Origin of the sequence: Nitrogeniibacter mangrovi (assembly GCF_010983895.1) — a bacterium.
In the GTDB taxonomy this organism is placed as follows: Bacteria; Pseudomonadota; Gammaproteobacteria; order Burkholderiales; family Rhodocyclaceae; genus Nitrogeniibacter; species Nitrogeniibacter mangrovi.
The window spans coordinates 3,633,725-3,660,346 of sequence record NZ_CP048836.1; the positions used below are offsets into that span (position 1 = coordinate 3,633,725).

22 protein-coding genes and 1 pseudogene are annotated in these 26,622 nt (G+C 66.3%); 8 read left to right on the plus strand and 15 right to left on the minus strand.

All coding sequences use genetic code 11. The annotated features are described in order from the left end of the window. Positions 1-14: 14 nt before the first annotated feature. From G3580_RS16860 to G3580_RS16875, 4 genes are all read right to left on the minus strand, one after another. Positions 15-257, minus strand: coding sequence for a hypothetical protein (locus tag G3580_RS16860; protein ID WP_173767461.1), 243 nt, complete (start codon positions 255-257; stop codon positions 15-17). Continuing rightward, positions 254-2,098: a Na/Pi cotransporter family protein gene (locus G3580_RS16865; protein WP_173767463.1), complete on the minus strand. Its 1,845-nt coding sequence runs from the start codon at positions 2,096-2,098 to the stop codon at positions 254-256. The genes G3580_RS16860 and G3580_RS16865 overlap by 4 nt, the downstream gene beginning before the upstream one ends. Positions 2,099-2,248: 150 nt before the next feature. Then, a complete protein-coding gene (locus G3580_RS16870; protein ID WP_173767466.1) occupies positions 2,249-2,626 on the minus strand; it encodes a DnaJ family domain-containing protein in 378 nt (125 codons plus the stop codon). A 153-nt stretch (positions 2,627-2,779) separates the two neighbouring features. After that, a complete protein-coding gene (locus G3580_RS16875) occupies positions 2,780-3,889 on the minus strand; it encodes a metallophosphoesterase (protein WP_173767468.1) in 1,110 nt (369 codons plus the stop codon). A 266-nt stretch (positions 3,890-4,155) separates the two neighbouring features. Here G3580_RS16875 and G3580_RS16880 point away from each other — a divergent pair, with 266 nt between their 5' ends. Both G3580_RS16880 and phhA read left to right on the plus strand, forming a co-directional pair. After that, complete coding sequence (locus tag G3580_RS16880) at positions 4,156-4,758, plus strand: CBS domain-containing protein (protein ID WP_173767470.1); 603 nt, start codon at positions 4,156-4,158, stop codon at positions 4,756-4,758. Positions 4,759-4,857: 99 nt separating this feature from the next. Beyond that, a pseudogene (phhA, locus tag G3580_RS20130) lies at positions 4,858-5,622 on the plus strand (phenylalanine 4-monooxygenase); the annotation flags it as partial. A 59-nt stretch (positions 5,623-5,681) separates the two neighbouring features. Here the strand turns inward: phhA and maiA are convergent. The 4 genes from maiA to hppD are packed head-to-tail and all read right to left on the minus strand — an operon-like array spanning position 5,682 to position 9,512. Next, the gene (gene maiA / locus G3580_RS16890) at positions 5,682-6,329 is read right to left on the minus strand and encodes a maleylacetoacetate isomerase (protein ID WP_173767472.1); all 648 of its coding nucleotides are present in this window, start codon (positions 6,327-6,329) and stop codon (positions 5,682-5,684) included. Beyond that, complete coding sequence (locus G3580_RS16895; RefSeq protein WP_173767474.1) at positions 6,326-7,306, minus strand: fumarylacetoacetate hydrolase family protein; 981 nt, start codon at positions 7,304-7,306, stop codon at positions 6,326-6,328. The genes maiA and G3580_RS16895 overlap by 4 nt, the downstream gene beginning before the upstream one ends. Next, positions 7,303-8,436, minus strand: a complete 1,134-nt coding sequence (locus G3580_RS16900; RefSeq protein ID WP_173767476.1) for a homogentisate 1,2-dioxygenase — start codon at positions 8,434-8,436, stop codon at positions 7,303-7,305. Before G3580_RS16900 ends, G3580_RS16895 begins: the two co-directional genes overlap by 4 nt. Further along, complete coding sequence (gene hppD / locus G3580_RS16905; protein WP_173767478.1) at positions 8,433-9,512, minus strand: 4-hydroxyphenylpyruvate dioxygenase; 1,080 nt, start codon at positions 9,510-9,512, stop codon at positions 8,433-8,435. Before hppD ends, G3580_RS16900 begins: the two co-directional genes overlap by 4 nt. A 245-nt stretch (positions 9,513-9,757) precedes the next feature. Here hppD and G3580_RS16910 point away from each other — a divergent pair, with 245 nt between their 5' ends. Further along, positions 9,758-10,240, plus strand: coding sequence for a DUF488 domain-containing protein (locus G3580_RS16910; RefSeq protein WP_173767480.1), 483 nt, complete (start codon positions 9,758-9,760; stop codon positions 10,238-10,240). Here G3580_RS16910 and G3580_RS16915 read toward each other — a convergent pair. The 4 genes from G3580_RS16915 to G3580_RS16930 all read right to left on the minus strand — a co-directional run bounded on the left by G3580_RS16915 (position 10,197) and on the right by G3580_RS16930 (position 13,366). Continuing rightward, positions 10,197-10,919 (minus strand): hypothetical protein, encoded by a 723-nt coding sequence (locus tag G3580_RS16915; RefSeq protein ID WP_217424520.1) that lies wholly within the window; start codon positions 10,917-10,919, stop codon positions 10,197-10,199. The two genes, G3580_RS16910 and G3580_RS16915, sit on opposite strands and share 44 nt — an antisense overlap. A gap of 333 nt (positions 10,920-11,252) precedes the next feature. Continuing rightward, positions 11,253-11,711 carry a DUF2846 domain-containing protein gene (locus tag G3580_RS16920; RefSeq protein WP_173767482.1) on the minus strand — a complete coding sequence of 153 codons (459 nt, stop codon included), beginning with the start codon at positions 11,709-11,711 and terminating at the stop codon, positions 11,253-11,255. Positions 11,712-12,041: 330 nt separating this feature from the next. Then, positions 12,042-12,371, minus strand: coding sequence for a contact-dependent growth inhibition system immunity protein (locus G3580_RS16925; protein WP_173767484.1), 330 nt, complete (start codon positions 12,369-12,371; stop codon positions 12,042-12,044). A gap of 8 nt (positions 12,372-12,379) precedes the next feature. Further along, a complete protein-coding gene (locus tag G3580_RS16930; RefSeq protein ID WP_173767486.1) occupies positions 12,380-13,366 on the minus strand; it encodes an RNase A-like domain-containing protein in 987 nt (328 codons plus the stop codon). A gap of 295 nt (positions 13,367-13,661) precedes the next feature. Here G3580_RS16930 and G3580_RS16935 point away from each other — a divergent pair, with 295 nt between their 5' ends. Beyond that, on the plus strand, positions 13,662-14,774 hold the full coding sequence (locus G3580_RS16935) for an HAF repeat-containing PEP-CTERM protein (protein ID WP_173767488.1): 1,113 nt from the start codon (positions 13,662-13,664) through the stop codon (positions 14,772-14,774). A gap of 120 nt (positions 14,775-14,894) precedes the next feature. Here the strand turns inward: G3580_RS16935 and G3580_RS16940 are convergent, their stop codons facing one another. Then, positions 14,895-15,863 (minus strand): IS110 family RNA-guided transposase, encoded by a 969-nt coding sequence (locus G3580_RS16940; protein WP_173763735.1) that lies wholly within the window; start codon positions 15,861-15,863, stop codon positions 14,895-14,897. Positions 15,864-16,337: 474 nt separating this feature from the next. Next, positions 16,338-19,625, minus strand: a complete 3,288-nt coding sequence (icmF, locus tag G3580_RS16945) for a fused isobutyryl-CoA mutase/GTPase IcmF (protein ID WP_173767490.1) — start codon at positions 19,623-19,625, stop codon at positions 16,338-16,340. 213 nt (positions 19,626-19,838) lie between these two features. On the opposite strand from icmF, the gene G3580_RS16950 reads away from it, so the two are divergent. The 4 genes from G3580_RS16950 to G3580_RS16965 all read left to right on the plus strand — a co-directional run bounded on the left by G3580_RS16950 (position 19,839) and on the right by G3580_RS16965 (position 24,553). Next, positions 19,839-20,837 (plus strand): AraC family transcriptional regulator, encoded by a 999-nt coding sequence (locus tag G3580_RS16950; RefSeq protein WP_173768866.1) that lies wholly within the window; start codon positions 19,839-19,841, stop codon positions 20,835-20,837. Between the two features lie 24 nt (positions 20,838-20,861). Beyond that, the gene (locus G3580_RS16955) at positions 20,862-22,922 is read left to right on the plus strand and encodes a PAS-domain containing protein (protein WP_173767492.1); all 2,061 of its coding nucleotides are present in this window, start codon (positions 20,862-20,864) and stop codon (positions 22,920-22,922) included. Continuing rightward, entirely contained in the window at positions 22,919-23,626 is a 708-nt protein-coding gene (locus G3580_RS16960) for a response regulator transcription factor (RefSeq protein WP_173767495.1), read from the plus strand. The genes G3580_RS16955 and G3580_RS16960 overlap by 4 nt, the downstream gene beginning before the upstream one ends. Positions 23,627-24,076: 450 nt before the next feature. Beyond that, positions 24,077-24,553 carry a VOC family protein gene (locus tag G3580_RS16965; protein ID WP_173767497.1) on the plus strand — a complete coding sequence of 159 codons (477 nt, stop codon included), beginning with the start codon at positions 24,077-24,079 and terminating at the stop codon, positions 24,551-24,553. A gap of 69 nt (positions 24,554-24,622) precedes the next feature. On the opposite strand, the gene G3580_RS16970 is transcribed toward G3580_RS16965, so the two are convergent. Then, on the minus strand, positions 24,623-26,305 hold the full coding sequence (locus tag G3580_RS16970) for a methyl-accepting chemotaxis protein (RefSeq protein ID WP_173767499.1): 1,683 nt from the start codon (positions 26,303-26,305) through the stop codon (positions 24,623-24,625). Positions 26,306-26,622 lie beyond the last annotated feature (317 nt).

The following is a 26,622-nucleotide window of genomic DNA, read 5'->3' on the forward strand; positions in this document are numbered from 1 at the left end:
CCCCGCCGCCCGGCTCAGTCGGCCCTGATCGCCCGATAGCGCCGCACCCCCTTCTGGCGCTGGGCGCGCAACACTTCGATCTTCTGTCTCAGGCGCTGGCGCGCATGCAGCCCGTCGGTGCGTTCGAGCTCGGCTTCGAGCGCGCGCTGGCGGGCCTTGAGCTCCCGCAGGGCCTTGCGCAGCTTGCGCCGCGGCGTCTCCGCCGGGGGGCCGGTCATCCACAGGCGCAGTCGTCCGATCAGTTTGCGGGTCTTCATGATCCGGTCTGCTCCGGTCGTGGGACCGATCCGTTCGCATCGTCGGTCCGGTCGAGCACCGCCGCCACCTCCTCGGCGCTGAGCGACAGGTCGGCGGGGATGCGCTCCGGCGCATCGAGCGCCTCCACCAGCGCCTCGGCCATGCCCAGCAGGTGGCTCATCAGTTCGTGGGCATAGGCGCTGTCGTTCATCAGCGAGGTGGCCATCTGCGGCGTGATCAGGTCGTCGCGGATCAGGGCCGCCACGGCCCGGTGCCCGTAACGGCGCGCGTCCGCCAGGTGCACCTTGAGCGCGTCGAGTGACAGTTTCGTGACCGCCTCCACGTCCTCGCTGCGCAGCGCCGCCAGGTCGCGCAGCATCTCGCCGACGTTGATGCGCAGGCGGTTGTACTCGCGGCGGATGTGGGGGTTGGGCGAGGCGACGAAATGCACCAGGTTCTTGCGCAGATGCTTGGTCGCCTTGATCGCCGCGATCAGGTCCAGGTTGGCCTGCAGCACATGCTTGAAGCGCAGCGCCAGCGCCTCGCTCATCGGCTTGGCGGTGGCGCGGGTGAAGAAGGCGATGTTGGCGCTGTAGATGTCCTTGATGACCAGCTCGTACTGGCGGTCCACATCCAGCTCGATCACCTCGGCGCGGGCCTCGAGCAGGGCTCGCAGGTCGCGCTCCGACACCACGTCCGAACGGCGCAGGCACATGCCGTGGGCAATGATCGTGAACGCGTTGTCGAACAGGTGCAGGGTCTCGCGGCGCAGCGCGGTCAGCGCCACTTCGGGGAACTCCAGCGCCGTGGCACTGAGGAAGTGCGGGGTGTCGCGGGTGAGCGCCTTGCCCTTGAGGAAGTGCTCCAAGGCCGCCGCCATGCGGTCGATGAAGGGGGTGAACAGGGCGACGCCGACGAGGTTGAACAGGGTGTGGAACACCGCCAGCTTGAGGGTGTGGTCGTCCGCCGGGATGCCCACCTCGCGGCTGATGACATCGACCGCGCGCACGAACGCGCCCATGAACACCAGCGCGATCAGGCCGGTGCCCAGGTTGAACGCCAGATGCGCCGCCGCCAGCCGCTTGCCTTCCACGGGCGCGCCCAGCGAACCGATGATGGCGGTGATGGTGGTGCCCACGTTCGCCCCCACCGCCAGCGCCAGCGCGTTCTCGTAGGTGATCTGCCCGGCCCCCAGGGCGGTGATGATCAGCACCAGGGTGGCGTGGCTGGACTGCATCACCACCGTCGCGATCACCCCGAACAGGCTGAACACCAGCAGCCCGGCCACGCCGGTCATCGCGTAGCGGGTCAGGTCCAGGGTGTCCGAGAAGCCGGCGAAGCCTTCCTTCATGAAGTGGATGCCGAGGAACAGGAAGCCCAGCCCCACCAGGATCCACCCCGCCCCCTTGCTCGAACGCGCCTCGCGCAGCAGCATCAGCACGCCGAAGATGAGCATCGGCATCGCATAGGCGGAGATCTTCACCTTGAGCCCGAAGCCGGCCACCAGCCAGGCGCCGGTGGTGGTACCCAGGTTGGCGCCGAAGATGACGCCGATGCCCTGCGCCAGATCGATGAGCCCCGCGCTCAGGAAACTGATCGTGATCACCGACACCAGCGAGGAGGACTGCATCAGGGTGGTGGTGACGATGCCGAAACCCAGGCTCTTCCACACCCGGTCGGTGCTGCGCCGCAGGACGCCCTCGAGCGCCCCGCCGGAGAACGCCTTGAACCCCGCCTCCATGCACAGCATGCCGAACAGGAACACCGCCACCCCGGAGGCGATGTCGGTGAACGTCGAACTCGTCCACAGCCCATAGGCGAGCGCGACGAAGACGACCGGCAGGGTCAGGCGGGTGAACATGGGCGGAATCGGCCGGAAAACGCGAAGGGAGGCGGCATGCAGGCGATCAGCATGCGCCGATGATACCGAGCACCGGCGCGCGGAAGCCATGTTCGCTGCAACATGGCCGGTGCCGGCGATCGCGGCTCGGCCGGAGGCGCGTCCGCGCCCCTACAGCCGCCCGCTCACGCGCATGCCTTCCAGACGCAAGGCCAGTGCCTGCTCCAGCTCGTTGAGTTGGCGTTGCAGCGCGGCGCGCGCGTCGGCGTCAGCGGCCGTCTCCAGCGCCGCGCGCAACTGGGCGCGCTTGCGGAACATGCCGATCTCCGGGGGCACCGCGTCGGCATTGCGCAGCACCTTGAACGGCATGCGGAACTCGCCGGGCGTCTCGGCGAAGCCGTCGGGCTTCATGGGTTTGCCGAAGCTCTCCGCGCCCGGGATTTCACCCGAAGCATAGGCGCGGGCAATGGCGAGGCCGATGGCCTCGTCCTGGGCCTGGATCGACAGGTCGCGCCGTTTGCGGCGCTCGGTATCGGTGGGATCGGACATGAAAACGGCTCCGGACGGCTCATTCGATCATAGCAAGGCCATCGGGCCGCGCCATGCGCGCCTGCCGGACACCGGCCACGACCGCCCCGTTGCCTCCGGTGCGGCCGTGGCCGGCCTGCCGGTGGCGAGGGGCCACCGGCAGGCGGGGACGAGTTACTGGCAGCTACCCTTGGGGTCGGCGCAGTAGGGCACGTTGGTCCAGCTGAAGGCCTGCTTGCCGCGCGGATCGATGGTCAGGCGCAGCCACTCGGCCGGCGCCTTGGTGGAGCCCTGCACCGTGATGCGGGTCAGGTTGGGCACCGGTTGGGTGTTGTACACCTGACCGGTGGCGCTGGCCGGATCGGCCAGCGGCTTGTCACTGCCGTAGACGTGCGAATCGCCGTTGAGCAGCAGCACCGGGCCGCCGAATGCCTCGGCCAGATCCGCCAGCGCCTGGACGTAGCTCTGGTAGCCGTCCGTCTCGTTGGCGTCCACCGCCTCCGGGTCCCACATGTCGGCCTGCTGGGCGATCACCACCACGCGGGCGTGGTCGTGACGCGCCTTGGCGAAGGTGGCCTGCAGCCAGCGGATGTCGGCGGCGGTGCGCTCGGCGCTCTCCTTGGCCTGGGCGTCCGGATCGGCGAAGTCACCGCTCCAGGGCTTGGTGTCGTTGTTGGAACCGGGCATGTGGATGGTGGCGAACACCACCTTGCCGTCGCGCCACATCACGTTCTCGACAAACTGCGCGTCGGCCGGATAGGCCGGATCGAAGGCCTGCGCCTGGCTGTACACGGCCATGTCATGGCGGCCGAGGCTGCGCCCCGCCTTGGCGAAGAACAGCTCGCGCAGGCTGGCCAGCTCGTTGAGCGGCGCGCCGCTGCTGCCGGCCTTGCTCTTGTGGCAATCGGTCCATTCGTTGTCGCCCGGGGTGTAGACGACCGGGGCATTGAACTGCTGGAAGCGGTTGTAGACCGCCAGGCTCCAGCCCGGATCGGCGGTGGCGATGGTCGGCAGGATGCCGGCGCTGGTACACGGCTGGCCGCCGGCGTGGATGTCGCCCACATGGATCACCGCGTCCACCTCGCGATCGGCGTTCACCGAGTCGATCAGCCGGGAGGCGTTGTCCAGCAGGTTCTGGTTGTAGGGCCAGTCGCCGAATACGGCCAGGGTGACGCGATCGCTGTCATGGCGGCCGTCGTTGTGGGCGTCGCCATGGGCGAGCGCAAACAGCGGCACGAGCGACAGGGCCAGGGCCAGGCCGGCCGCCAACGGGTTCTTTTTCATTGCGTGTTCCTCGGAAGTCGTGGGGGAGATGCGCGCAAGCGCGCCCCGCTACGCTACGGCGAAGGTATTAAGGCTTCGTGATGGTCGGCCGGAAAGGCGCCACGCGCGCACCCCGCGTGCCGGAACGACGGCCCAGTGGCGCCCGCGGGCACCCGGCGCGCAACGGCATGTGAACCGAAAGGCCGATTCGACTGTCTGAACCCGTGTACGGCGCCCCGCCCCCCGGTGAGCCGCCCTTCCAGACGATCGAAAAAGAGGAGAAGACCATGAATCAGGTGCATCACAATTCGCATGCACTCGACGTCGTCCGCCTCGGCGATGTCCAGTATCAGGTGCCCGAGCCCGGCGTGCTGCGCCATGTCGACGCACGCTCGGCGGCGGTCGAGGTGATGACCGACCTGCATCGCGTGCCCGCCGCGACGATTCCGCCCACCATGCCCCTCGACAAGGTGCGCCAGGCCATGGTGCTGCGCGGCGTGCGCATGCTGCTGGTGGTGGACGAGCAGCGCGCGGTCAAGGGGCTGGTGACCACCCACGACCTGCTCGGCGAACGCCCCGTGGCCGTCTCCCAGGCCCGCGGCCTCAAGCCGGCCGAGCTCACCGTTGCCGACATCATGATCCCGGTCGAGTCCATCGAAGCCTTCACCCTGCGCGACGTGCTCAAGGCCAGCGTCGGCGACGTCATCCATGCGCTGCGCCACATCGGCCGCCAGCATGCGCTGGTGATCGAACGCGACGAGCCGGGCACCGCCCCCGCCGTGCGCGGCATCTTCTCCGCCTCGCAGATCGCCCGCCAGATGGGCATTCCGCCGTTCGTGGGGGACGTGGCCAAGACCTTCGCGGAGATCGAGGCGGTCATCGGCGCGTAAGCGCGCACGCCCCTTCGACGAGCGCGTCCCGCGCGCACGCGGGAACATTCACCGGCATCGACGCTTCCAACCCTCAGGCGGTCACTGAAGGAGATCGCGATGCTGGGAGCACAATCGAACAGCGGCCTGCGCGGCGACTATGCCCGGGCGCGGGCCGATTTCACCGTCGATCAGGACATGGGCGGCTACAGCGCGACCGACCGGGCGGTGTGGGACACGCTGATGGCGCGTCAGAGCGCGATGGTGCGCTCGCATGCCTGCGCCGAGTTCATCCACGGCGTCGATGCGCTGGATGGCCGGGCCGGGATTCCGGAACTCGAGCGCGTCAGCGATTTCATCGAACGGCGCACCCACTGGCGCCTGGTCGCGGTGCCCGGCTTCATTCCCGACGCGGCCTTCTTCGCCCATCTGGCCGCGCGGCGCTTCCCGGTCAGCGTGTGGGTGCGGCGGCCCGACGAAATCGACTACCTGGTCGAACCCGATCTGTTCCACGACTTCTTCGGCCATGTGCCGATGCTGCTCAACCCGGTGTTCGCCGATTACCTCGCGGCCTATGGCGACAAGGGGCAGGAAGCGGCCGCAGCGAACGCCCTGCCGCGCCTCGCCCGCCTGTACTGGTACATGGTCGAATTCGGCCTGATCGACACCCCGGACGGGCTCAAGGCCTATGGCGCCGGCATGCTCTCGTCCGCTGCCGAGACCCATTATTCGCTCGAGAGCCTGCGCCCCCATCGGGTCTGGTTCGATCTGGCGCGGGTGATGCGCACCCGCTACATGATCGACGACTTCCAGAAGACCTATTTCGTGCTGCCCGATTTCGACACCTTGTTCGACGCCACGGCGCAGGACTTCCGCGCGCTGTACGACGCCCTCCAATCGCTGCCGGACATCGACGCCGACCAGCTCGTGCCCGGCGACCGCGTCTATGCGCCGCCGGCCGGGGCGTCAGGCTGCCGCTCGGGCACGGCACGGGCGAAAGCGTCGAGACCGGCACAGGCGGCGTCGATGCGGCACAGCCGCGGACAGGCGTCGAGGGCGAAGTCGTAGCGCCGGGCGTTGTACAGCTGCGGCACGATGCACAGGTCGGCGAGGCCGACAGCCTCGCCCAGCGCGAACGGCCCGCGCTCGTCGACCAGGCGTTCGCAGGCGTCGAGGCCGAGCCTCAGCCAGTGGTGATACCAGGCGCGCCGCGCCGCCGCGTCGGCGCCGAGCGTGTTTTCCAGGTAGTTCAGCACACGCAGGTTGTTGAGCGGATGGAGATCGGCGCCGATGGCCAGCGCGATCTGCCGGGCGCGCGCCCGTTCGACGGCCCCGCCCGGCAGCAACGGCGGCTGCGGATAACGTTCGTCCAGGTATTCGATGATGGCCAGCGACTGGCCGATCACCGTGTCGCCGTCGACCAGCGTCGGCACCAGATGCTGCGGATTGAGTGCGGCGTAGGCCGCTCGGTGCTGGGCGCTGGCCGCCGCGCGCAGATCCACGGCCTGCGACTCGAAGGACAGGCCCTTGAGCTGCAGCGCGATACGCACCCGATACGCCGCCGTCGAGCGCCAGTAGCCGTAGAGCCTCATCGCGGTGGCTCGACCGTCTGCTCGATGGCGCCGAAGATCGAGGCGCCGTCGGCGTCGAGCATCTCGATGCGCACCCGGTCGCCATAGCGCAGGAAGGGCGTGCGCGCGGCGCCGTCGGCGAGCTGCTCCAGCATGCGGCGCTCGGCGATGCACGAGGACCCGCGCGTCCGGTCGTGGTTGGCGACGGTGCCCGAACCGACGATGCAGCCGGCGCCCAGCGGGCGCGTGCGCGCGGCGTGGGCGATCAGTTCGGGGAAGCCGAAGGCCATGTCGGTGCCGGCATCCGGCGCGCCGAACAGTGCCCCGTTCAGATGGCTGCGCAGGGGGTGGTGCAGGCGCGCGCCGTCCCAGGCCTCGCCCAGTTCGTCGGGCGTCACCACGACCGGCGAGAAGGCGGTCGGCGGCTTGGACTGGAAGAAACCGAAACCCTTGGCCAGCTCGGCCGGAATCAGATGGCGCAGCGACACGTCGTTGACCAGCATCAGCAGCCGGATATGGCCGCCCGCGTCCTGTGGCGAGACGCCGGGCGGCACGTCGTCGGTGATGACCGCGACCTCGGCCTCGAAATCGATCCCCCAGGCCTCGTCGGCGGCGGCAATCGGGTCGCGCGGACCGAGCATCGTGTCCGAGCCGCCCTGGTAGAGCAGCGGATCGTGGCGGAAGCTATCGGGCATTTCGGCGCCGCGCGCCTGGCGCACCAGTGCGACATGGCTCAGGTAGGCCGAGGCGTCGGCCCACTGGTAGGCACGCGGCAAGGGCGCGGCGCACATGGCGGGGTCGAAGGGCACTTCGTCGGGGAGCGGGCCGCGTTCGAGCGCCGCCGCCAGTGCCCGCAAGTGCGGCGCGCAGCTGTCCCATGCGTCCAGCGCCGCCTGCAGGGTGGGCGCCACGGCCGCGGCCGGCACACAGCGGCACAGATCGCGCGACACCACGTGCAGGCGTCCGTCGCGTCCACCCTTGAGCGAGGCCAGTTTCATTCCGGCACCGCCTTCCAGCTGTCCACATACCCGGCCCACTCGACCGGCTGCACCGCCGGCGCGACCTCGAGCGGATCGCGCGCGTCGATCATCACCGCGACTTCGTCGGTACCGGCGTTTTTCGGCGTGAAGGCGTTCTGCAGCGCCTTGGGGTGCGGGCCGTGGGTGAAGCCGCCGGGGTGGAAGGTGAGCATGCCAGGGGCGATGTTGTCGCGGCTGAAGAAGTCGCCAGCGTGGTAGAAGATCACCTCGTCGTAGTCGTCGTTGCTGTGGAAGAACGGCACCTTGAGCGCACCCGGGTCGCTCTCGAACGGACGCGGCACGAAGCTGCAGACCACGAAGCGCTCGGCCACGAAGGTGGCGTGCGCCGACGGCGGCACGTGGTAGCGGGGGCTCATCAGCGGGCGGATGGCGTCGATGTTGAGGCGCACCGGCGACAGATCGCCGTGCCAGCCGACGGCATCGAGCGGGTTGTAGGGAAAGCGTGCCACCGAGACGGCGCCGGCGCGCTTGATCTCGACCCGCCACGGCGTCTCGCCCTGCTGGGCGCGGAAGGCCTCGTCGAGCGCCGGCACGTCGAGCATGGCCGCATCGAAGATGGCGTGGGCGCCGACGATGCCCTTGTCGGGCAGGCCGTAAGCGCCGCCGGTGGCCTCGATCAGCAGAAAGCGCGAAGGCGCCGCCGGTTCGAGCCGCCACATGGTGCCGCGCGGCAGCAGCAGATAGTCGCCGGCGCGATAACGCAGGTGGCCGTAGTCGCAGTGCAACTCGCCGTCGCCGGCATGGACGAACAGCAGCTCGTCGCCGTCCGCATTGCGGGCCAGCGCCGGCATGGCGCTCTCGAGCCGCCAGAAGCGGATCTTCACCTGCGCGTTGGTGAGCACCGGCACCGCGTGCCATGGGCTGGGGTCGCGCGCGTCCAGCGCGGCGAGGTTGAAGGCGCGCGGGCGCAGTGGGCCTTCAAAATGGCTCCAGCCGGTCGGCGGGTGGGCGTGGTGCATGTGGGTGGCGGGGCCGAAGAAACCCTCGCGGCCGATCTCGCGCTCATAGGTGCCGGGCGGCAGGTCGGCGTGGGCCTGGCGCGACGCGTTGCCGGCGCGATGCGGGAAGGTAATGCGTCGGCGGGTCATGATTGCGCCGCCGGGTCGGGTCGCAACACGCCACGCCGGATCTGGTCGAGCTCGATGGATTCGAACAGCGCCTTGAAATTGCCCTCGCCGAAGCCTTCGTTGCCCTTGCGCTGGATGATCTCGAAGAAGATCGGCCCGATCGCCTCCTGCGTGAAGATCTGCAGCAGCAGGCCCTGGCCCTCGCTCGGCGCGCCGTCGATCAGGATGCCGTCGGCGTGCAGCCGCGCCGCATCTTCGCCATGGCCCGGCAGGCGCGCGGGGAGCGCCTCGTAATAGGTGTCCGGCGTGTGCTGGAAGGCGATGCCGCGCGCCCGCAGCGCCTCGACCGTGGCGTAGATGTCATCGGTGCCGAGCGCAATGTGCTGGATGCCCTCGCCGTGATAGCGGGCGATGAATTCCTCGATCTGCGATTTGTCGTCGCGGCTCTCGTTGAGCGGAATGCGGATCTTGCCGCAGGGGCTGGTCATGGCACGGCTGAGCAGACCGGTCAGCTGGCCCTCGATGTCGAAATAGCGGATCTGGCGGAAGTTGAACACCCGCGCGTAGAAGTCCGCCCAATGCGCCATGTGGCCGCGCTGCAGGTTGTGCGTCAGGTGGTCGATGTAGCGCAGGCCGACATCGATATTCGCCTCGCCGCTAGGCGCCAGCGGTTCGAAATCGACGTCGTAGATGGTCTGCGCGCCGTAGCGGTCGACCAGATAGATCACCAGCCCGTCGATGCCCTGGATCGCTGGAATCCGCAACTCCATCGGCCCCACCGGCTGCTCCACCGGCGTCGCCCCACGCCGAACCGCCTCCCGATACGCCAGGGCCGCGTCCTTGACGCGAAACGCCATCGCGTTGGCCGACGGCCCGTGGCGGGCGGCAAACCGCGCTGCCTGACTGCCCGGCTCGTGGTTGAGGATGAAATTGATGTCGCCCTGGCGGTAATGGACGACGTCCTTGTGCCGATGGCGACCGGCCGCGACAAAGCCGAGCGCGCCGAACAGCTCGGCAAGGCCCTCCGCCGCCGGGCTCGCAAACTCGACGAACTCGAAACCATCGGTTCCCAGCGGATTGTCGAACAGCTCGCTCATGCGCCCTCCCAACATGGCAGGCGCTGAGCCTGCTTGTTGTTGACACCTACTTAGTGAGTAGAGGGGCTAGGGTGGGGGCAAGTTCAATGGGGGCGGGGGTGGCGTGTTTGCCCGCTAGGCGCGAGGTAGGCGAAATGTTGGCATTCATGACCTGACTCCGAATGTGCACGAATGCGGTTGTTCGTATCAACGCTCGTCACCGCCCGCATCCTCCGTTAGAATTTTGCTCACAGAGAGGCCAAAAAATGACTATTTTCACCATCGGATATGAAGGTCTGGATATCGACGCGTTCATGTCGTTGCTCGCCGAGCACGACATAGAAACAGTTGTGGACGTTCGCGAGCTGCCACTGTCGCGAAAACCCGGGTTTTCGAAGAAGGCATTGGCTAGCGCGCTTAATCTATCGGGCCTCGAATATGCCCACATGGCCGGCCTAGGCTGTCCGAAGCCTGTGCGCAATCGCTACCGTCAAGACGGCAACTGGAAACACTACGTCGAGGGCTTTCTGAATCACCTCAAAACTCAAAGCACAGCCATTGCTGAACTGTCGGAACTAGCAAATTCCTCTAACTGCGCGCTGCTATGCTACGAGTCAGATTTCAATTTCTGCCATCGATCCATGGTTGCGAACGCAGTCCACGAACACTGCGGCGCTGACGTCGAACACATCAGTGCTGCAAACGCTAGAACAACGAACCCTGCCTCGTGTCGACTAGCGCTTGCTTAGGTGGATAGATCAAGCTGATGATTAGCCACTGATCTTGAAACCGATGCTGATTTCCCATCAGGAACATCAGATCCTTTTTGATGAGGTCTTCTTCCAGTTTGGCGCGAAACTTCTCTTTCCAACCAGTTGGACCGTGTTCTCGAAATACATGCCAGAACAATGCTCCCGCTTCCCAATCGACGATCTTGTGTGTGCACCTCTGCTCACCCTGCGGGGTATCAAAGACGTAGGAGTAGTAGAAGTCATAAGGCACCTTGCGTAGCTCTTTGACCTGCTGTTTCGCCTGAGCCTCCGAGAAAAGATCGCCTTGCATCTGAGCTCGCATCAGCTTTTCCTTCTCGTCAGCCGTCCAATCCTTGCTGCGAGCATCCTTGATCTCAAGTCCGAGCACCTGTTTCGGACGTAGCAGGGCAATCGACATTTGTTCATCTTTGCAGGCCCGCTGGATCTCGTCGAAGCTGGTGAACGTGGGCATCTTGTCGATCCATTCCCGTCGTTGAGCCCACTTGTCCTGCGTGGTCACTTTTTCCGCGACCTTCAACGATCCAATGTCTACCCTGTGGCTTTCCGGTCGATGATCCGCTGGCGCCTTCTCAACGCCGACCTCAATCCACTGCCACTTCTTGAACTGTTGATCCTGCTCAATCATACGAAACGGCACTGGGTACAAGCGGCGCATTGACCCGTTTTCACAAATGCCCGCGACACAAGAAGTTTCGACATGCTTGGCACTGGGTGAAGGGTATGTCTTCGCAAGAATCAGAATGCGTTCGCGTCTAACTAGCGCCATATTGGTTCCACCAACTCCTCGGCAAGATTCGAGCCGGCTGGCATCACTCACCGAGTGATGCCAGCCCAGTACAATTCGCCTTCAAGTGGAGAGCTCTTTTTGCGACCTCTCCCTTGTCACGACATCAAGGCATTGGGGGTCAGATCTAAGGCATTGGGGGTCAGATCTTGCATTCAAACATGTGCCAATTTCACAACCCCTGAACCCTATTTCGGTAATCCCTCACTGACTACAAGTCCCCTTCTTGGCCATGGCCAGCTCGGCGACGGCCTCCTTGCCCTTCTCTTCATCCACCAGCTCGACGCCGGCGCCACCCACGAACACGCCCATCCTGATGTACTGGTGCACGAAGTAGTTCTTGCCGCCTTCGGTGTTGACCATCAGGTCGTTGGGCGAGAACTCGGATTCGGTGGAGATCTTGTGTTCCGCGCCACCCTTGACCTCTTGATAGAAGAAGACGTCCGGCGCCGTTTCGCCGAGGCAGTCGCCATCGACCCAGACATCCTTCTTCAGCGCACCACCCAAGGCGCCTACGCGATACACATAGAGCCCGGCGTTGCCGTTCGTGGGCGGCAGGAACTTCTTGGCTTCGGCGGTCCTGTCGGCGCTCTCCATGGGTACGGAGGCGCAGCCGACGAACAGGGTGGAGGCCAAAACGACCAGTGCGATCGATTTGTACATGCTTGCTTCTACTCTTGTTGTTGATGAAACCTGAGCGGGATTGCCGGGCCATCGGACGGCGCAATGGCGGTTACCAGGGGTATGACGGCCGGCGAGTTACATTTTGACAATCATCCTCGCAGCATCATCCCGAACGCTGTGACGCTGTTCATTGATGAACATCATGTCGATCGAGTAGGCATGTGAAATTTCCTTCGGGCCGTACTTCCGCCATTACGGGATTCGACCGGTGACGTCCGGCGGATGGCGCTGCGCTTATCCGCCCTACGGGAACTGGCCCTAGGCAGGCCGTCTGAATGAAACGAGGGGGTGACGCGGGATCGGCCGCAGTCAGTTTTCGGCGCCTGGTCTGACGGGCGCGCTCTCCAGCTGAGCGGCAAGTTGATCCCGGGCCGACTGCAGCCACCGTCTGGCCTCGTCGTCCCCCTCGCCGATCACCACCATTGGCGTGAAATCCCTTTCAAATGCGGCAAGCAGTTCGGTCGGGTGGTCGCGCAGATAGCGGTCGAGTTGGTCGATGCTCTGCATCACCTCATCGCGCCAGGTCGATTGCACGTAATCGGTCAGTACCTCGCCGTCGGTGTCGTGATCTTCACACCAGTCCTGGTGGAAGTAGCCGCTCAGGAGTTGTTCGAGTTGGGGGTATGCGGTGTTGCTCATCGGCAAACTCAAGGGATCGGGAACGCGGTCAGTATGTAATAAAGCTTGCCGGCAACGGCTTTCTTCTGCAGCACGATGCGCACTTTCGACATCGGCGTGAGTCGGCCGGTGGCGCGCACGACGCCATGGCCGATTTTGCCCGAAGCGGTCCAGTCGAAGGCGCGCTTGGCATTCGGCGCTGCGGTTTCCGCCCACAGGGCAATCGCCATGCGGTTGGCGCGCAAACCGGCGGAAACGGCCTTTTCGGCCTGCGCGAGTGTTTCAAATGACGACGCGGCAGGGATTCTGGCCTGCGCAACGAGGCGGGCTCTCAGTTGCTCTTCGGTACGGGCCACGTGGCGTGCGATGGTGTGCCCCCCTTGTGCTTCATGGCCGGCCAGGCTGATCTTGCCGGCGCGCACGGCAACGATCCGGGCGGCGGCGAGGGCGCTGGCGACGATGAGCGGTACGGCCAGGTCGACACCGTCGCCGATACGTTCGGCCGTCTCTTCGTCCACCCCGAGCAGTTGCGCGAGGGCGGTGGTGCCGTCGCTGGTGAACGTGTCTTTTTCCCGCCCGGTCCAGGCTTGGCGAACACCCGCCTGAAACGTGTCGATGCCGTGCAGGCCCAGCGCGCCACCACTGACCTTGGTCAGCGTCGTTGGCTCCGGGATCAGCAACAGCGCACCACCGCCGAGCACTTCGAGCGCACCAAAAATCGCACTAGCGGTTCCCCATGCACGATTCGAGAAACTGGGTTCCTCCAGTGTTCCGTTGGCCAGCACCGCGGCGAGTTGCGGCGGGGTCAATGCCAGTGTCAGTCCTTCCTGTTCCACACCATTCTCCGAACCAGCGTGCAGAGAGGGCAACCCGATCTGCACGCATTGATCTTGGGCGCGTCTATGGACGCGCGCCGAAACAATATTCCATATGAATTTATACGTCCACATGGCACTGGGATTTTTCATCTCGAAGAAGAAGACGACGACCCGCAACGCAGGCTGGAAGGGTGGCAAGCAAAAGGGGATGCTTGCCGGAAGCCGCCGTGCTGTCCTGAACACACCGTCGATACTGCCCCCAACTCATACAGCGTCGTCGTGATCTGCCCCAGTGCAGTAGGCGGATAAGCACTGCCCCTTCCGCTCGACCGGCGACATCCGGCGGATGGCGCTGCGTTGATCCGCCCTACGAAAGCGCCCCGGCAACCTGTCCGCATCGAATCGATGCGTGAAAGCGGGCTTGGTGGCACTTCGTCATAGCGACATGGCCGCATCGTATGCTAAATAGATGAATTTTGTTCGGAGACGGTGGATGAACACTCAAGGCCATTACGTGAGAAGAAATCGCCACAGGAGAACCCTCACTGCATGTCTGGTCTGCGCCGGCATCACCGCCGCAAGCCTCCCTGCACAGGCCGCCGCTTATCGGGTCGAGGGTTTGTGGGCCCGGGGGGCCGCAACCGCGTTGAACGACGCTGGCGAGGTGGTAGGTTGGGAGACGGGCGGGTCACTGGCCACATGGACGCCAACCGGTGGCCTCAAGCTCGCTCCGGTCACGTATTCCGCTGACACGCCCTGGGGGATCAGCGACGCCGGCTTGATTGGTGGAACATCGAGTCGCTATCTGAGCACATCCCCCGATTTCGGATACCGAACCGGCGACAAAGGGTTTCTTTGGGACCTCGAGACCAGCTTGCCGGCAAGCGACCAGGAGAATGCGCCGTTCGGACTCCTGGGTATGGCCATCTCCGACGTGAGCCCGGCCGGTCACGTCGTGGGGACCACATCCAGCCACGAAGCGTTTGTCAGATACAACGGGACGACGACCTTCCTGGGTGGGCTAAGCAGCGCTGCAGCGGTCAACAGCCTCGGCTACGTTGTCGGCCACAGCGCAACGTTGGACGGTCCGTTCCTCTGGACGCCCGATGATGGCATGCAAGCGATCGGGCCGTTTGGCCCGCAAACCTTTGTCGCCAGCTTCCCCACCGACATCAATGACGAGGGCGTCGTCATTGGCGTGGGAGACCTGGACGGGTGCTATTGCGGGGTGGTCTGGCGAGACGGCTTAGGCGTTCAGGGCATTGGCTATTTGGCCTCGGAATGGCAGTCGAGTTATCCCTATGCCATCAACAACGCAGGCTATGCGGTTGGCCGCAGCGCCGTGTCGGATGGCGTATCCCATGCGTTCATATGGCATGCCGGAACGGCCATGCAGGATCTCAATGACCTGATCGATCCGTCCTCTGGCTGGGCATTGGAAACGGCCTACGCCATCAACAATCGGGGCCAGATCGTCGGCCAGGGGCGCTACCAGGGGAGCGAATATGCGTATTTGCTCTCGCCAGTGCCGGAACCAGCTCATTGGATGATGATGCTGGGTGGTTTGACCTTGATGGGATTCATGTCGCGGAAACGCAAGCCGTAACGGTAATGCGGCAACGCTGAAGGCGGCCCATTGTTGGGCGTTCTGGGCTGTGCCCGGCGCAAACGACGGGTTGAACAGCCGACGCCGTCTCTCCCAGCGCCGTAGATACTGTTATCCGCGTCAAGTCTCGTGAAGCGTCGGGTCGAACGGCTTGCCCGACTTGAGCACACCATAGGCCACCTGAAGCAGTTTTCGCATCATCGCCCCGATGATCAGCTTCGGATGCTTCCCGCGCCGCACGAGGCGTTGGCGGAATCGGCCACCCCATGTCGTTTTGTACGCGGTCACAACCGCTGGCATGTATAAGGCCTTGCGGATGAACGCATGGCCGACCTTGGACAGATGCGAACGTCCTCTGACGCTCGAACCGGATTCGTGCTGGCGCGGATCGAGCCCGGCAAATGCAACGGCCTGGCGCGCATTGCCAAAGCGCGCCGGATCGGCATAGAAAGCAAGCAAGACCGCGACCGTGCGCTCGCCCACACCGGGAATGGATTCGAGCAACTGTCGTTTGTCATGCATGTCCGGATCATTGTCGATGTGATCGTTGATCTGGCGCACCAACTGGGTAATCTGTTCATCAAGCCAGGCCAGATGCGCTTCGATGCCCTCGCGCACGGCATCGCGGGCGACCAGCAAACGGTTGCTCTCCTGCCGATGCATGTTCTGCAACGCCTCCAGGCGCAGCACCATGGCGCGAAGCGCCTGCTCTTGGGCACTCGGTGCTTGCCAGGGTGGCGGGCAACGCTCGGCGCAGAACTGGGCGATCAACGAAGCATCGACCTTGTCGGTCTTGGTGCGCACCAATCTCGATGCACCGAACGCCTTGATCTGGGCTGGATTGATGACGCTGACAGTCGTGTGCTCGCGACCAGACAAGTACTCTGCCGAAGCTTCCCAGTAGATGCCGGTCGCTTCCATGCATACGTGCACTTGGCCAACGCCGCGCTGGGCGAGCCACTCGTCCAGCCGCTTGAAGCCCTCTGGCGCGTTGCTCACCACCTTGTGGCGCAGCTTGCCATCGGGCAGCTGTAATGCGCAGTCGAGCTTGTCCTTGGAAACATCGATACCCAACACAAAAGAACTCATCCCGATTCCTCCCGTGATCTACCTTGTTCATCCGGGCTGCCGGCCATGCCGGGCCAAAGATACTGTCCGATCTATTGGTGAGGGTGAGCGGCTGGTGCATGGATCTACGCGGCGGGCTCGCGGCCCAAGGGCGGAATCGGCATCCAGCCGCTCGGCTCGGGGGATCCCCCGAGCCGATCTGAGAACTGCCAAAGCAGAAGATATGGCAATCTCAGATCTGAGGAAAACAATACAAGGGCGGAAAAGCGCAGCGCCTTCCGCCATTACGGGATTGGACCGGCGACATCCGGCGGATGGCGCTGCGCTGATCCGCCCTACGAGAATGACCGGGCACGCGGCCCCACACTCACTGGGCATGCGCGGATGGGTCGGACCGTCCTTGGCGGCGGTCGCCCGGCACAAAAAAACGGCCCGCAAGGCGGGCCGACAAGATGGCAGGCAAAGGGGAGGCCTGCCGCAGCAAACGGGTGGGGCTTACATGCTTCGGCGGTACTGGCCGCCGACCTCGTACAGGGTGGTGGTGATCTGCCCCAGCGAGCAGTAGCGCACCGCGTCCACCAGCACGTCGAACACGTTGCCGTTCTCGATCACGCTCTGGCGCAGTTTGCCGAGCCACTGTTCGGCCTGGGCCTGGTTGCGCTGATGGAAGTCGGTCAGGCGGGTGAGCTGGCTTTGTTTTTCTTCCTCGGTGGAGCGGGCCAGTTCGATGTCCTGTTGCACGTGGCCTTTGGGGTTGAAGAAGGTGTTCACGCCGATGATGGGGTACGAGCCGTCGTGCTTGCGGTGCTCGTAGAGCATCGACTCTTCCTGGATCTTGCCGCGCTGGTAGCCGGTTTCCATGGCGCCGAGCACGCCACCGCGCTCGCTGATCGACTCGAACTCCTTGAGCACGGCCTCTTCGACCAGGTCGGTGAGCTCGTCGATGATGAAGCTGCCCTGGTTGGGGTTTTCGTTCCTGGCCAGGCCCCATTCGCGGTTGATGATGAGCTGGATGGCCATGGCGCGGCGCACTGACTCTTCGGTGGGGGTGGTGATGGCTTCGTCGTAGGCGTTGGTGTGCAGGCTGTTGCAGTTGTCGTAGATGGCGATGAGCGCCTGCAGCGTGGTGCGGATGTCGTTGAAGTCCATCTCCTGGGCGTGCAGGGAGCGGCCCGAGGTCTGGATGTGGTACTTGAGCTTCTGGCTGCGCTCGTTGGCGCCGTACTTGTGCTTCATGGCCACCGCCCAGATGCGCCGGGCGACGCGGCCGATGACGGTGTATTCCGGGTCCATGCCGTTACTGAAGAAGAAGCTCAGGTTGGGCGCGAAGTCGTCGATGTGCATGCCGCGCGCGAGGTACGACTCCACATAGGTGAAGCCGTTGGCGAGCGTGAAGGCGAGCTGGCTGATGGGGTTCGCGCCGGCTTCGGCGATGTGATAACCGCTGATGGACACCGAGTAGAAGTTGCGCACCTGGTGGTGCACGAAGAACTCCTGGATGTCGCCCATCATCTTGAGGGCGAACTCGGTGGAGAAGATGCAGGTGTTCTGGCCCTGGTCTTCCTTGAGGATGTCGGCCTGCACGGTGCCGCGCACGGTGGACAGGGTCCACGCGCGGATCTTCTGGTATTCGTCCTCGGTGGGCTCGCGGCCGTTGTCGGCCTTGAACTTGGCCAGCTGCTGGTCGATGGCGGTGTTGAAGAAGAAGGCCAGGATGATGGGCGCCGGGCCGTTGATGGTCATGGAGACCGAGGTGGTGGGCGCGCACAGGTCGAAGCCGTCGTACAACACCTTCATGTCGTCGAGGGTGGCGATGGAGACGCCCGAGTTGCCCACCTTGCCGTAGATGTCGGGGCGCGGGTCGGGGTCGCAGCCGTACAGCGTGACCGAGTCGAAGGCGGTGGACAGGCGATGCGCCGGCATGCCCTCGGAGACCTTCTTGAAGCGGCGATTGGTGCGGAAGGCGTCGCCCTCGCCCGCGAACATGCGGGTCGGGTCCTCGCCCTCGCGCTTGAAAGCAAACACGCCGGCGGTGTAGGGGAAGGACCCGGGCACGTTCTCCTTCATGAGGAACTTGAGGATCTCGCCCTCGTCCTCATACCCGGGCAGGGCCACCTTGCGGATCTTGCTGCCGGAGAGCGATTCGCTGGTGAGCTGGGTGCGGATCTCCTTGTCGCGGATCCTGACCACGTATTCGTCGGCAGCGAACAAGGCCTTTTCGGTGGGCCACTGCTCAAGCAGCTTGCGGGCGGTCGGCGTGAGCTCGCCGTCCTTCCACTGGATCAGTTCGTCGAATGTTGCCAACTGAGGCCCGGCCGTCTTGCCGCACTGTTCGAACAGGGCCTTGGCGGTGCGCAGCGACTGGCGTTCGCGGGCCACCCGCGCCTGCCGTTCGACGTCCTTGTGATAGCCGCGCACGGTGTCGGCGATCTCGGCCAGATAGCGCACCCGCTCGGCCGGCACGATGGCGCGGCCGCGCGATGAGGAACGCACGCTCACGCGCGGCAGCTTGCCGGGCCTGGCCTCGAGGCCGTGCTCGACCAGGGTCGGGAACAAGGCCTGATAGAGCGCGGTGACGCCGTCGTCGTTGAAGCGCGCCGCCATGGTGCCGAACACCGGCATCTCGTCCGGGCTCATGCCGAACAGCTCGCGGTTGCGCTGGACCTGCTTGCGCACGTCGCGCAGCGCATCCTCGGCGCCCTTGCGGTCGAACTTGTTGATGGCGACGAAATCGGCGAAGTCGAGCATGTCGATCTTCTCCAGCTGACTGGCGGCGCCGAACTCCGGGGTCATCACGTACAGCGAGGTATCGACGAAGGGCACGATGGCCGCGTCGCCCTGGCCGATGCCGGAGGTCTCGACGATCACCAGATCGAAGCCGGCCAGCTTGCAGGCGGCGATCACCTCGGGCAGCGCGGCGGACACTTCCGCACCGGTGTCGCGGGTCGCCAGCGAGCGCATGTAGATATGCTCATGCTCGATGGCGTTCATGCGGATGCGGTCGCCCAGCAGCGCGCCGCCGGTGCGCTTGCGCGAGGGGTCGATGGAGACGATGGCGAGCTTGAGGCGGTCTTCCTGGTCGAGGCGGAAGCGGCGCACCAGCTCGTCGGTGAGCGAGCTCTTGCCCGCGCCGCCGGTACCGGTGATGCCCAGCGTGGGCACCTGCACCTTGGCCGCGGCGTCGATGATCGCCTTGCGGGTGGCCGCGTCGTAGGCGCCGTTCTCCAGCGCCGTGATGATGCGCGCGAGATCACGCAACCGAGCACGCCGATCCCCGGCCTGCAGCCGCTTCACCACTTCCTTGGCCTTGGGCGCCAGGGCGGTCACGTCGTAGTCGGACTGCTCGACCAGATCGTTGATCATGCCCTGCAGGCCCATGCGGGCGCCGTCGTCGGGCGAATAGATGCGCGAGACGCCGTAGGCGTGCAGATCCTCGATCTCGGCCGGCACGATCACGCCGCCGCCACCGCCGAACACCTTGATGTTCTCGCCGCCATGGGCCTTGAGCAGGTCGATCATGTACTTGAAGTATTCGACATGGCCGCCCTGGTAGGAGGTGATGGCGATGCCCTGCACGTCTTCCTGCAGGGCGGCGGTCACGATCTCGCCCACCGAGCGGTTGTGCCCCAGGTGGATCACCTCGGCCCCCGAGGATTGCAGAATCCGCCGCATGATGTTGATGGACGCGTCATGGCCGTCGAACAGCGAGGCGGCGGTCACGAAACGGACCTTGTGCTTGGGTTTGTAGGGCGCCAGCTTCTTGGCGACGCTCATGTCGGTCATGGCTTGTCTCTCACGCAGCAGGAGTGATGCTTTGCATCTTAGAAGTGCACCGGGGCGATTGCCATTGCCCCGACGGACGCCAATCGTGCAAAATCGGCCAATCTTTCGAGTGCTGCCGTTCCGACCGTGACATCCCCTTCCGCTCCCGCCACCGGCACCACCCCGCGCGCCACGCGACACCGCGCCACGGTGGCCCATGGCTTCGTCACCGGGATGCTCGCGGGGCTCGCCCGCCGGGGCGACGACGGGGCCGCGCTGCTGGCGCGCTGCGGCATCGATCTTGCGGATGCTGCCAGCCGCATTCCGCTGGAACGCTACGCGGCGCTCTACAACGCGGTGATCGCGGCCCTCGACGACGAGGGCTTCGGGCTGTTCAGCCAGCCCCTGCGCCGCGGCAGCTTCGAGTTCCTGTGCCGGGCGGCGATGGGGGCACCGACGCTGGCGGTGGGGCTGGAACGCGCCTGCCGCTTCCTCGACCTGGTGCTGCCGGACATGCGGGTGGAGATCGAACGCGGCGGCGAATTCGCCCGCCTGCACATCGCCGAGCGCCGCCCCCTGGCGGAGGATGCGGACGACCCCGGCCGGGTGTTCGCCTTCGAATGGCTGTTGCGGCTCGTCCACGGGCTGGCCGGCTGGCTCGCCGGACGCGGCCTGGCGCTCGAGACGGTGAGCTTTCCCTATGCGCCGCCCGCCCATGTGGCCGACTACGCGCTGGTCTACACCGCCGACTCGCACTTCGGCGCCCCCATGCTCACCGCGCGCCTGCGCGACCACCTGCTCGAGTTGCCCATCCGCCGCGACGAAGCGGCGTTGCAGGCCTTTCTCGACGGCGCGCCGGGCAAGATCGCCATGCTCTACCGGCGCGACCGCGACATGGTGCTGCGGGTGCGCGACCTGTTGCGCGCCGCGCTGCCCGAAGTGCTCGGCGTCGATACGGTGGCGGCGCGGCTGCACATGTCGCCGCGCACGCTGCACCGCCGGCTCGAAGAAGAGGGCTCGGGCTTTCGCACCATCAAGGACGCCCTGCGCCGCGACATCGCCCTGGCGCGGCTGGCCAAGTCGGACCAGCCCGTGGCCGAGCTGGCCGCGGCGCTGGGCTATGCCGATCCGTCGGCCTTCTACCGGGCCTGCGTGGCGTGGACGGGGCTGTCCCCGGACCGCTACCGGCGCCAGCTGCGCGGCGGCCTTGATGCACCGCCCGATGCGCCCTGAACCCGCCTGAGGTTAAATCACGCGATGGCTCGACAACCCGCCCCGCCCCCGCCGCAAACGCCGCCCGCGCCGATCCGCACGCCGGAGAACCTGCGCCGCTACGATCTGCTCCTGGCCGGCCTCGATCTGCTCGACCAGGCCATCGCCGTGTTCGACGCGACACCCAAGCTGGTGACCTGGAACAAGGCCATGGTGCGCCTGCTCGACATGCCCGAGTCGCTCATGCAGGTGGGCACGCCCTTCGAGGCCTTCGTGCGCTTCAATGCCGAGCGCGGCGAGTACGGCGAGGGCGACCCCGATCAACAGGTCGCCCTGCGCATGGCCTCGGTGCGCGCCTTCGAGCCCCACTACGCCGAACGCACCCGCCCCAACGGCACAGTGCTGGCGATCCGCGGGGTGCCGATCCCGAACCTGGGCTTCGTCTCCCTGTGGACCGACATCACCGAGCAGCGGCGCTACGAGACCCTGATCCAGCAGCAGAACGTGCTGCTCGAGTCGCGCGTGCGCGAACGCACCGCCGAGCTGCTCTCGGCCAAGACCGAGCTGGACGACATCGCCGCGGCGCTGGGCCGCAGCGAGGCGCGCCTGCAGACCATCATCGACTCCATCCCGGCGCTGGTGGCCTACGTGGATGCGCAGCAGGTCTACCAGTTCGTGAACAAGGGCTACGCCGAGTGGTTCGGCATCGACAAGGACGCGCTGGTGGGGCGCAGCATCGCCAGCGTGTTCGGCCCCGAGGCCTATGCCCAGATCGCGCCCCATCTGGCGCGCGCCACCGGCGGCGAGCGGGTCAGCTACGAATACGTGCGCGAGGGCGAGCATGGCCGCAAGGTCTACGCGCGCAGCGTGGTGGTGCCCGAGGTGGGCGAGGACGGCGCGGTGGCCGGCTTCTTCGTGCTCTCCATCGACATCACCGAGCAGAAGGCCAGCGAGGCGGCCCTGGTGCAGGCGCAGAAGATGGAGGCGGTCGGCCAGCTCACCGGCGGGCTCGCACACGACTTCAACAACCTGCTCACCATCATCATGGGCAACCTGGAGGCGGCCCGCGAACGCTGCGGCGACGGCGTGGCCGGCGACTACCTGGATCCGGCCCTGCGCGCCGCGCAGCGTGGCGCCGAGCTGATCCGCCGGCTGCTGACCTTCTCGCGCCGGCAGACGCTGGAGCCCACCGCGGTGGACGTGGGCCAGCGGGTGCGCGACATGACCCACCTGATCAGCCGCTCGCTGACCGAGTCCATCCACATCCACACGCGCCTGCCCGACTCCCCGCTGTACGCCCATGTGGACCCGCATCAGCTGGAAAACGCCCTCCTCAACCTCGCCCTCAACGCCCGCGACGCCATGCCCGGTGGCGGCAGCCTGACCATCAGCGTGGGCGAGCGCCACATCCCCGAGAGCCAGTCCATGCTGGTCGAGCTGCCGGTGGGCGACTACGTGCAGATCGACGTGAGCGACTCGGGCACCGGCATCGCCGCCGAGCTGCTGCCGCGGGTGTTCGAACCGTTCGTCACCACCAAGCCCTTCGGCCAGGGCTCGGGGCTCGGGCTGTCGATGGTGTATGGCTTCGTGCGCCAGTCGGGCGGCAACATCCGCGTGCGCAGCACGCCCGAGCGTGGCACCACCGTCACCTTCGTGCTCCCGCGCACCGAGGCGCCGGCCCCCGAGGCGCCCGCGCCCCGGCGCGGTGAGCGCACCCGCGCCCCGGTGCAGCGCCCGGTGCTGCTGGTGGAGGACGAGCCCGAGGTGCGCAAGATCATCCGCATGCAGCTCACCGACCTGGGCTATCCGGTGATCGAGGCCGACAACGGCGTCGAGGCCGAGAGCATGCTCGAACATGTGCCGGACATCGGCCTGCTCATCTCCGACACGGTCATGCCCGGCGGCATCGGCGGGCGCGAGCTGGTGCAGTTCGCGCGCCTGCGCCGGCCCGACCTGCCGGTGCTGCTGATCACCGGCTATGCCAGCGGCCAGGCCATCAGCGACGTGCAGGACCTGGACGTGCCCATCCTGCGCAAACCCTTCGATCGAACCGTGCTCGAACGCACCCTCGACACCCTGCTCTCCGACGTAGAATCGCCCGCATGAGCCACGCGCGCATCCTCATCATCGAAGACGAGCCGGACATCGCCCGCCTCATCACCCAGGCCCTCGACGGCTATGGCTTCGTCACCGAACACGCGGCCACCGGCCGCCGCGGCCTCGAGCAGGCACGGCGCCAGAGCCCCGACCTGGCCATCGTGGACCTGGGCCTGCCCGACATGGACGGCATGGAGGTGATCCGCCAGCTGCAGCAGGCGACCCCCTGCGCGGTGCTCATCCTCACCGGCCGCAACGACGTGATGGACCGGGTGCTGGGCCTGGAACTGGGCGCCGACGACTACCTGGCCAAGCCCTTCGAGCCGCGCGAGCTGGTGGCGCGGGTGCGCTCCATCCTGCGCCGCTACCTGCGCAGCGGCGCCCCCGACACGCAGGCCACGCCCGGCGTCGCCCGCTTCGGCGACTGGCGCTTCGAGGCCGGCCGCCACCTGCTCATCGCCCCCGACGGCCGCGAGGTCGGCGTCTCCGCCACCGAGGCGAGCATGCTGCAGGCGCTGCTGCGCAACCCCAACCGCATCCTCTCGCGCGAACAGCTCATCGGCGAACGCGACATCGACCCCTACGACCGCTCGGTGGACGTGCGCATCTCGCGCCTGCGCCGCAAGCTCGAGGACGACCCGCAGAACCCGCGCCTGATCAAGACGGTGTACGGCGCCGGCTACCTGTTCGCCACCACGGTGCGCTGGGACTGAATCCACGCCCGGCGTCAGTCGGCAGACCCGATCGAGCAGCGCGCACCCACCCGGCGAGACGGTGAACCGGGGTGCCGTGGCGCGCCGCCCCCCTCACCCGACCGGTCCACACGAAGGCCGTAGCCCGGATGCAGCGCAGCGAAATCCGGGGCCACCCGCCCCCATGGCACATCGCTCCCGAATACCCGCCTCGAGCAGACCGCATGCGGTCCACACCGTGCCCGCCCGCCACGTCGCCCGGCTGCAGCGAAGCGGAATCCGGGATCGCCCGACCACCATGGCACCCCGCTTCCGCCGACCGACCTCCATCGCCCCGCACCCGGCCAACGCCACGCCCACAGCAGCCCCCGCCATGCCGACCACCGATCGACATCCCCCTGACCACACACCGCTCGACAGCCGGCCCACCGCCAAGCCATAATTATGGATTATTAATTCACGGAGGCTCCCATGACCCAGCGTCCTTTCAAGGTGCTCGGCATCCAGCAAATCGCCATCGGCGGTCCGAGCAAGGATCGCCTCAAGACCCTGTGGGTGGACAAGCTCGGCCTCGACATCACCGGCAACTTCGTCTCCGAACGCGAGAACGTGGACGAGGACATCTGCGCCATGGGCACGGGGCCGTTCAAGGTGGAGGTGGACCTCATGCAGCCGCTCGACCCGGACAAGAAGCCGGCGGTGCACACCACCCCGCTCAACCATGTGGGGCTGTGGATCGACGACCTGCCGGCGGCGGTGGAGTGGCTCACCGCCGAGGGCGTACGCTTCGCCCCGGGCGGCATCCGCAAGGGCGCCGCGGGCTTCGACATCTGCTTCCTGCACCCCAAGGCCAACGACGAATTCCCCGTCGGCGGCGAGGGCGTGCTGATCGAGCTGGTGCAGGCCCCGCCCGAGGTGGTCGAGGCCTTCGCCAAACTGGCGGGCTGAGGCCGGACGGCACGACGACAAAGGCGCCCCGCGGGGCGCCTTTGTGATTGAACGATGGCCGCCGCCGGATCAGCTGATCCGGAAGCGCCCCGCCAGCCCCGACAGCTCGCTGGAGAGCTCCGCCAGCGCCCGCGCCGAAGCGGCGGTCTTCTGCACCGTGCGGTTGTTCTGCTCGGTGCTCTGGGCGATGGTGTCCACCTTGCGTGCCACATCGCGCGCGGCGGCGGTCTGCTCGCTCAGGGCGCGGGAGATGTTCTCCACCACGGCGGCGGCGCGCTCGGCGGATTCCTGCAGCGTGCTCACCGAATCGCCGGCCTGGTTGGCCACCTGGACCCCTTCGGTGACCCGCGCCACACCGGCCTCCATCTCGCGCACGGCGCCCTGGGTGCCTTCCTGGATCTTGTCGATGACCTCGCTGATCTCCTGGGTGGAGATGCTGGTGCGCTCGGCGAGCTTGCGCACCTCGTCGGCCACCACGGCGAAGCCGCGCCCCTGCTCGCCCGCCCGCGCCGCCTCGATGGCGGCATTGAGCGCGAGCAGGTTGGTCTGGTCGGAGATCTCCTTGATCACCTGAACGATGCCCGAGATCTGGGTGGAGAACTGCTCGAGCTCGCGAATCGTGCCGGCGGTGTTGTTCACCGCGTCGGCGACCCGCTGCATCTCGCCGGCGGTGTCGTGGATGATGCGCCCGCCCTCGGCCGCCTGCACGCTCGAGTTCTGGCTCACGCTGTGCGCCTCGCGGGCGTTGTCGCCCACCTGGTCGATGGACACCGACAACTGCTCGACCGCCGCCGCCATGCTCGAAGCCGCCTGCGACTGGCTTTCGATGGCCGAGGCGCTGGTGCCGGCCGCCGACGACAGTTCGTCCGCCTGGCGGCTGAGCGACTCGACGTTGCCGCGGATGGCGGCGACCAGGTCGTGCAGGGCCCCACGCATGCGCGCGAGCCGCCCCATGAGCTCGCCGATCTCGTCCGTGCCCGAATGCTCGATGGTGGTCACCAGATCCCCGTCGGCGATGGCCGAGGCGGCATCGCCGGCCCGGCGCAGGCTGCGGGTGATGTACTTCCAGGTCAGCACCGCCGGGAGGCCGACGAACAGGCCACTGAGCACGAAGAACACCACCAGCAGCACCCGACTCACGGTGTAGCGCTCGTCCGCCGCCTGATACTCGCGCTGGGCGACGCTGGCCTGGTAGGCCATGAGCTGGTTGAGCGCATCGAGCGCGGCCTGGCGTTCCTCGCGCACGGCGTAGAGGAAGTTGAGCAGCCCCACGGTGTCGTTGAGCTTGCGCCCCTCGATCTGCGTGAGCGTGGCATCGAGCTTCGCGCGCCAGGCGGCATGCTTGTCCAGGAACACCGCCACCAGCTTCTCTTCCTCCGCGGTGTGGGCGCTCGACATGTAGGCCTGCCACAGGCTGTCGAAGGCCGCGTGGTTGTCATGGACGGCCTGGGTGAGGGTGTTGAGCGAATCGTCGAGCAGGCCCGAGGCGGGCCGGCCCGGGGCGTTCTCGAAGGCGAACAGGATGTTGACGCTGTCCTCGCGGATGTTGGCTTCGATCTGGGCCAGCTCCTGCATGGGTTTGGCCCGGTCTTCATAGACCGTGCGCAACGACGCGCTGGCGGCATGCAGGCCGAGCCATCCGATCACGGCCGCGACGAGGTACAGCACGATTGAAAATGTGGTGATGTAGGCAATGCGATGGGAGATGCGCAGCCGGGAAAACAGGCCACTCCCCTTTTTCATGACAGCCATCATGCGATATGTCTCCTTCTCGTTGTCACAGCCGTCGACGCGGCAACGGATACGCGCAGCGGCACCAGGCGATCGTGGAAACGATGCTTGGTTGCCCGCTCGGCGAATCTCGATTTTTTATAATTGGATCGTTATCAGCGCCACGTGACGGCCACGGTGCGCCCCCTCTCCGGGGCGCGGTTGTCACGGGGCTGCAAGGTCCGGATGGCTCCGGCCAGGCCTCGAGGCCTGCAAGCTCTTACGGGATCTTTTTGTCGACACTTTAGAATAATCTCGCAATTACCCTAACCGGATGGCATCGCCAGCCGGTGCCGCCG

What these genes read in the sequence shown, in the direction of transcription:
- G3580_RS16865 (WP_173767463.1), bottom strand. Translation starts at nt 2,098, where the DNA reads ATGTTCACCCGCCTGACCCTGCCGGTCGTCTTCGTCGCGCTCGCCTAT.
- G3580_RS16880 (WP_173767470.1), top strand. Translation starts at nt 4,156, where the DNA reads ATGAATCAGGTGCATCACAATTCGCATGCACTCGACGTCGTCCGCCTC.
- G3580_RS16860 (WP_173767461.1), bottom strand. Translation starts at nt 257, where the DNA reads ATGAAGACCCGCAAACTGATCGGACGACTGCGCCTGTGGATGACCGGC.
- maiA (WP_173767472.1), bottom strand. Translation starts at nt 6,329, where the DNA reads ATGAGGCTCTACGGCTACTGGCGCTCGACGGCGGCGTATCGGGTGCGT.
- G3580_RS16895 (WP_173767474.1), bottom strand. Translation starts at nt 7,306, where the DNA reads ATGAAACTGGCCTCGCTCAAGGGTGGACGCGACGGACGCCTGCACGTG.
- G3580_RS16910 (WP_173767480.1), top strand. Translation starts at nt 9,758, where the DNA reads ATGACTATTTTCACCATCGGATATGAAGGTCTGGATATCGACGCGTTC.
- G3580_RS16900 (WP_173767476.1), bottom strand. Translation starts at nt 8,436, where the DNA reads ATGACCCGCCGACGCATTACCTTCCCGCATCGCGCCGGCAACGCGTCG.
- G3580_RS16920 (WP_173767482.1), bottom strand. Translation starts at nt 11,711, where the DNA reads ATGTACAAATCGATCGCACTGGTCGTTTTGGCCTCCACCCTGTTCGTC.
- icmF (WP_173767490.1), bottom strand. Translation starts at nt 19,625, where the DNA reads ATGACCGACATGAGCGTCGCCAAGAAGCTGGCGCCCTACAAACCCAAG.
- G3580_RS16965 (WP_173767497.1), top strand. Translation starts at nt 24,077, where the DNA reads ATGACCCAGCGTCCTTTCAAGGTGCTCGGCATCCAGCAAATCGCCATC.
- G3580_RS16925 (WP_173767484.1), bottom strand. Translation starts at nt 12,371, where the DNA reads ATGAGCAACACCGCATACCCCCAACTCGAACAACTCCTGAGCGGCTAC.
- G3580_RS16915 (WP_217424520.1), bottom strand. Translation starts at nt 10,919, where the DNA reads ATGCGCCGCTTGTACCCAGTGCCGTTTCGTATGATTGAGCAGGATCAA.
- G3580_RS16935 (WP_173767488.1), top strand. Translation starts at nt 13,662, where the DNA reads ATGAACACTCAAGGCCATTACGTGAGAAGAAATCGCCACAGGAGAACC.
- G3580_RS16875 (WP_173767468.1), bottom strand. Translation starts at nt 3,889, where the DNA reads ATGAAAAAGAACCCGTTGGCGGCCGGCCTGGCCCTGGCCCTGTCGCTC.
- G3580_RS16960 (WP_173767495.1), top strand. Translation starts at nt 22,919, where the DNA reads ATGAGCCACGCGCGCATCCTCATCATCGAAGACGAGCCGGACATCGCC.
- G3580_RS16970 (WP_173767499.1), bottom strand. Translation starts at nt 26,305, where the DNA reads ATGGCTGTCATGAAAAAGGGGAGTGGCCTGTTTTCCCGGCTGCGCATC.
- G3580_RS16955 (WP_173767492.1), top strand. Translation starts at nt 20,862, where the DNA reads ATGGCTCGACAACCCGCCCCGCCCCCGCCGCAAACGCCGCCCGCGCCG.
- G3580_RS16940 (WP_173763735.1), bottom strand. Translation starts at nt 15,863, where the DNA reads ATGAGTTCTTTTGTGTTGGGTATCGATGTTTCCAAGGACAAGCTCGAC.
- hppD (WP_173767478.1), bottom strand. Translation starts at nt 9,512, where the DNA reads ATGAGCGAGCTGTTCGACAATCCGCTGGGAACCGATGGTTTCGAGTTC.
- G3580_RS16870 (WP_173767466.1), bottom strand. Translation starts at nt 2,626, where the DNA reads ATGTCCGATCCCACCGATACCGAGCGCCGCAAACGGCGCGACCTGTCG.
- G3580_RS16950 (WP_173768866.1), top strand. Translation starts at nt 19,839, where the DNA reads ATGCTCGCGGGGCTCGCCCGCCGGGGCGACGACGGGGCCGCGCTGCTG.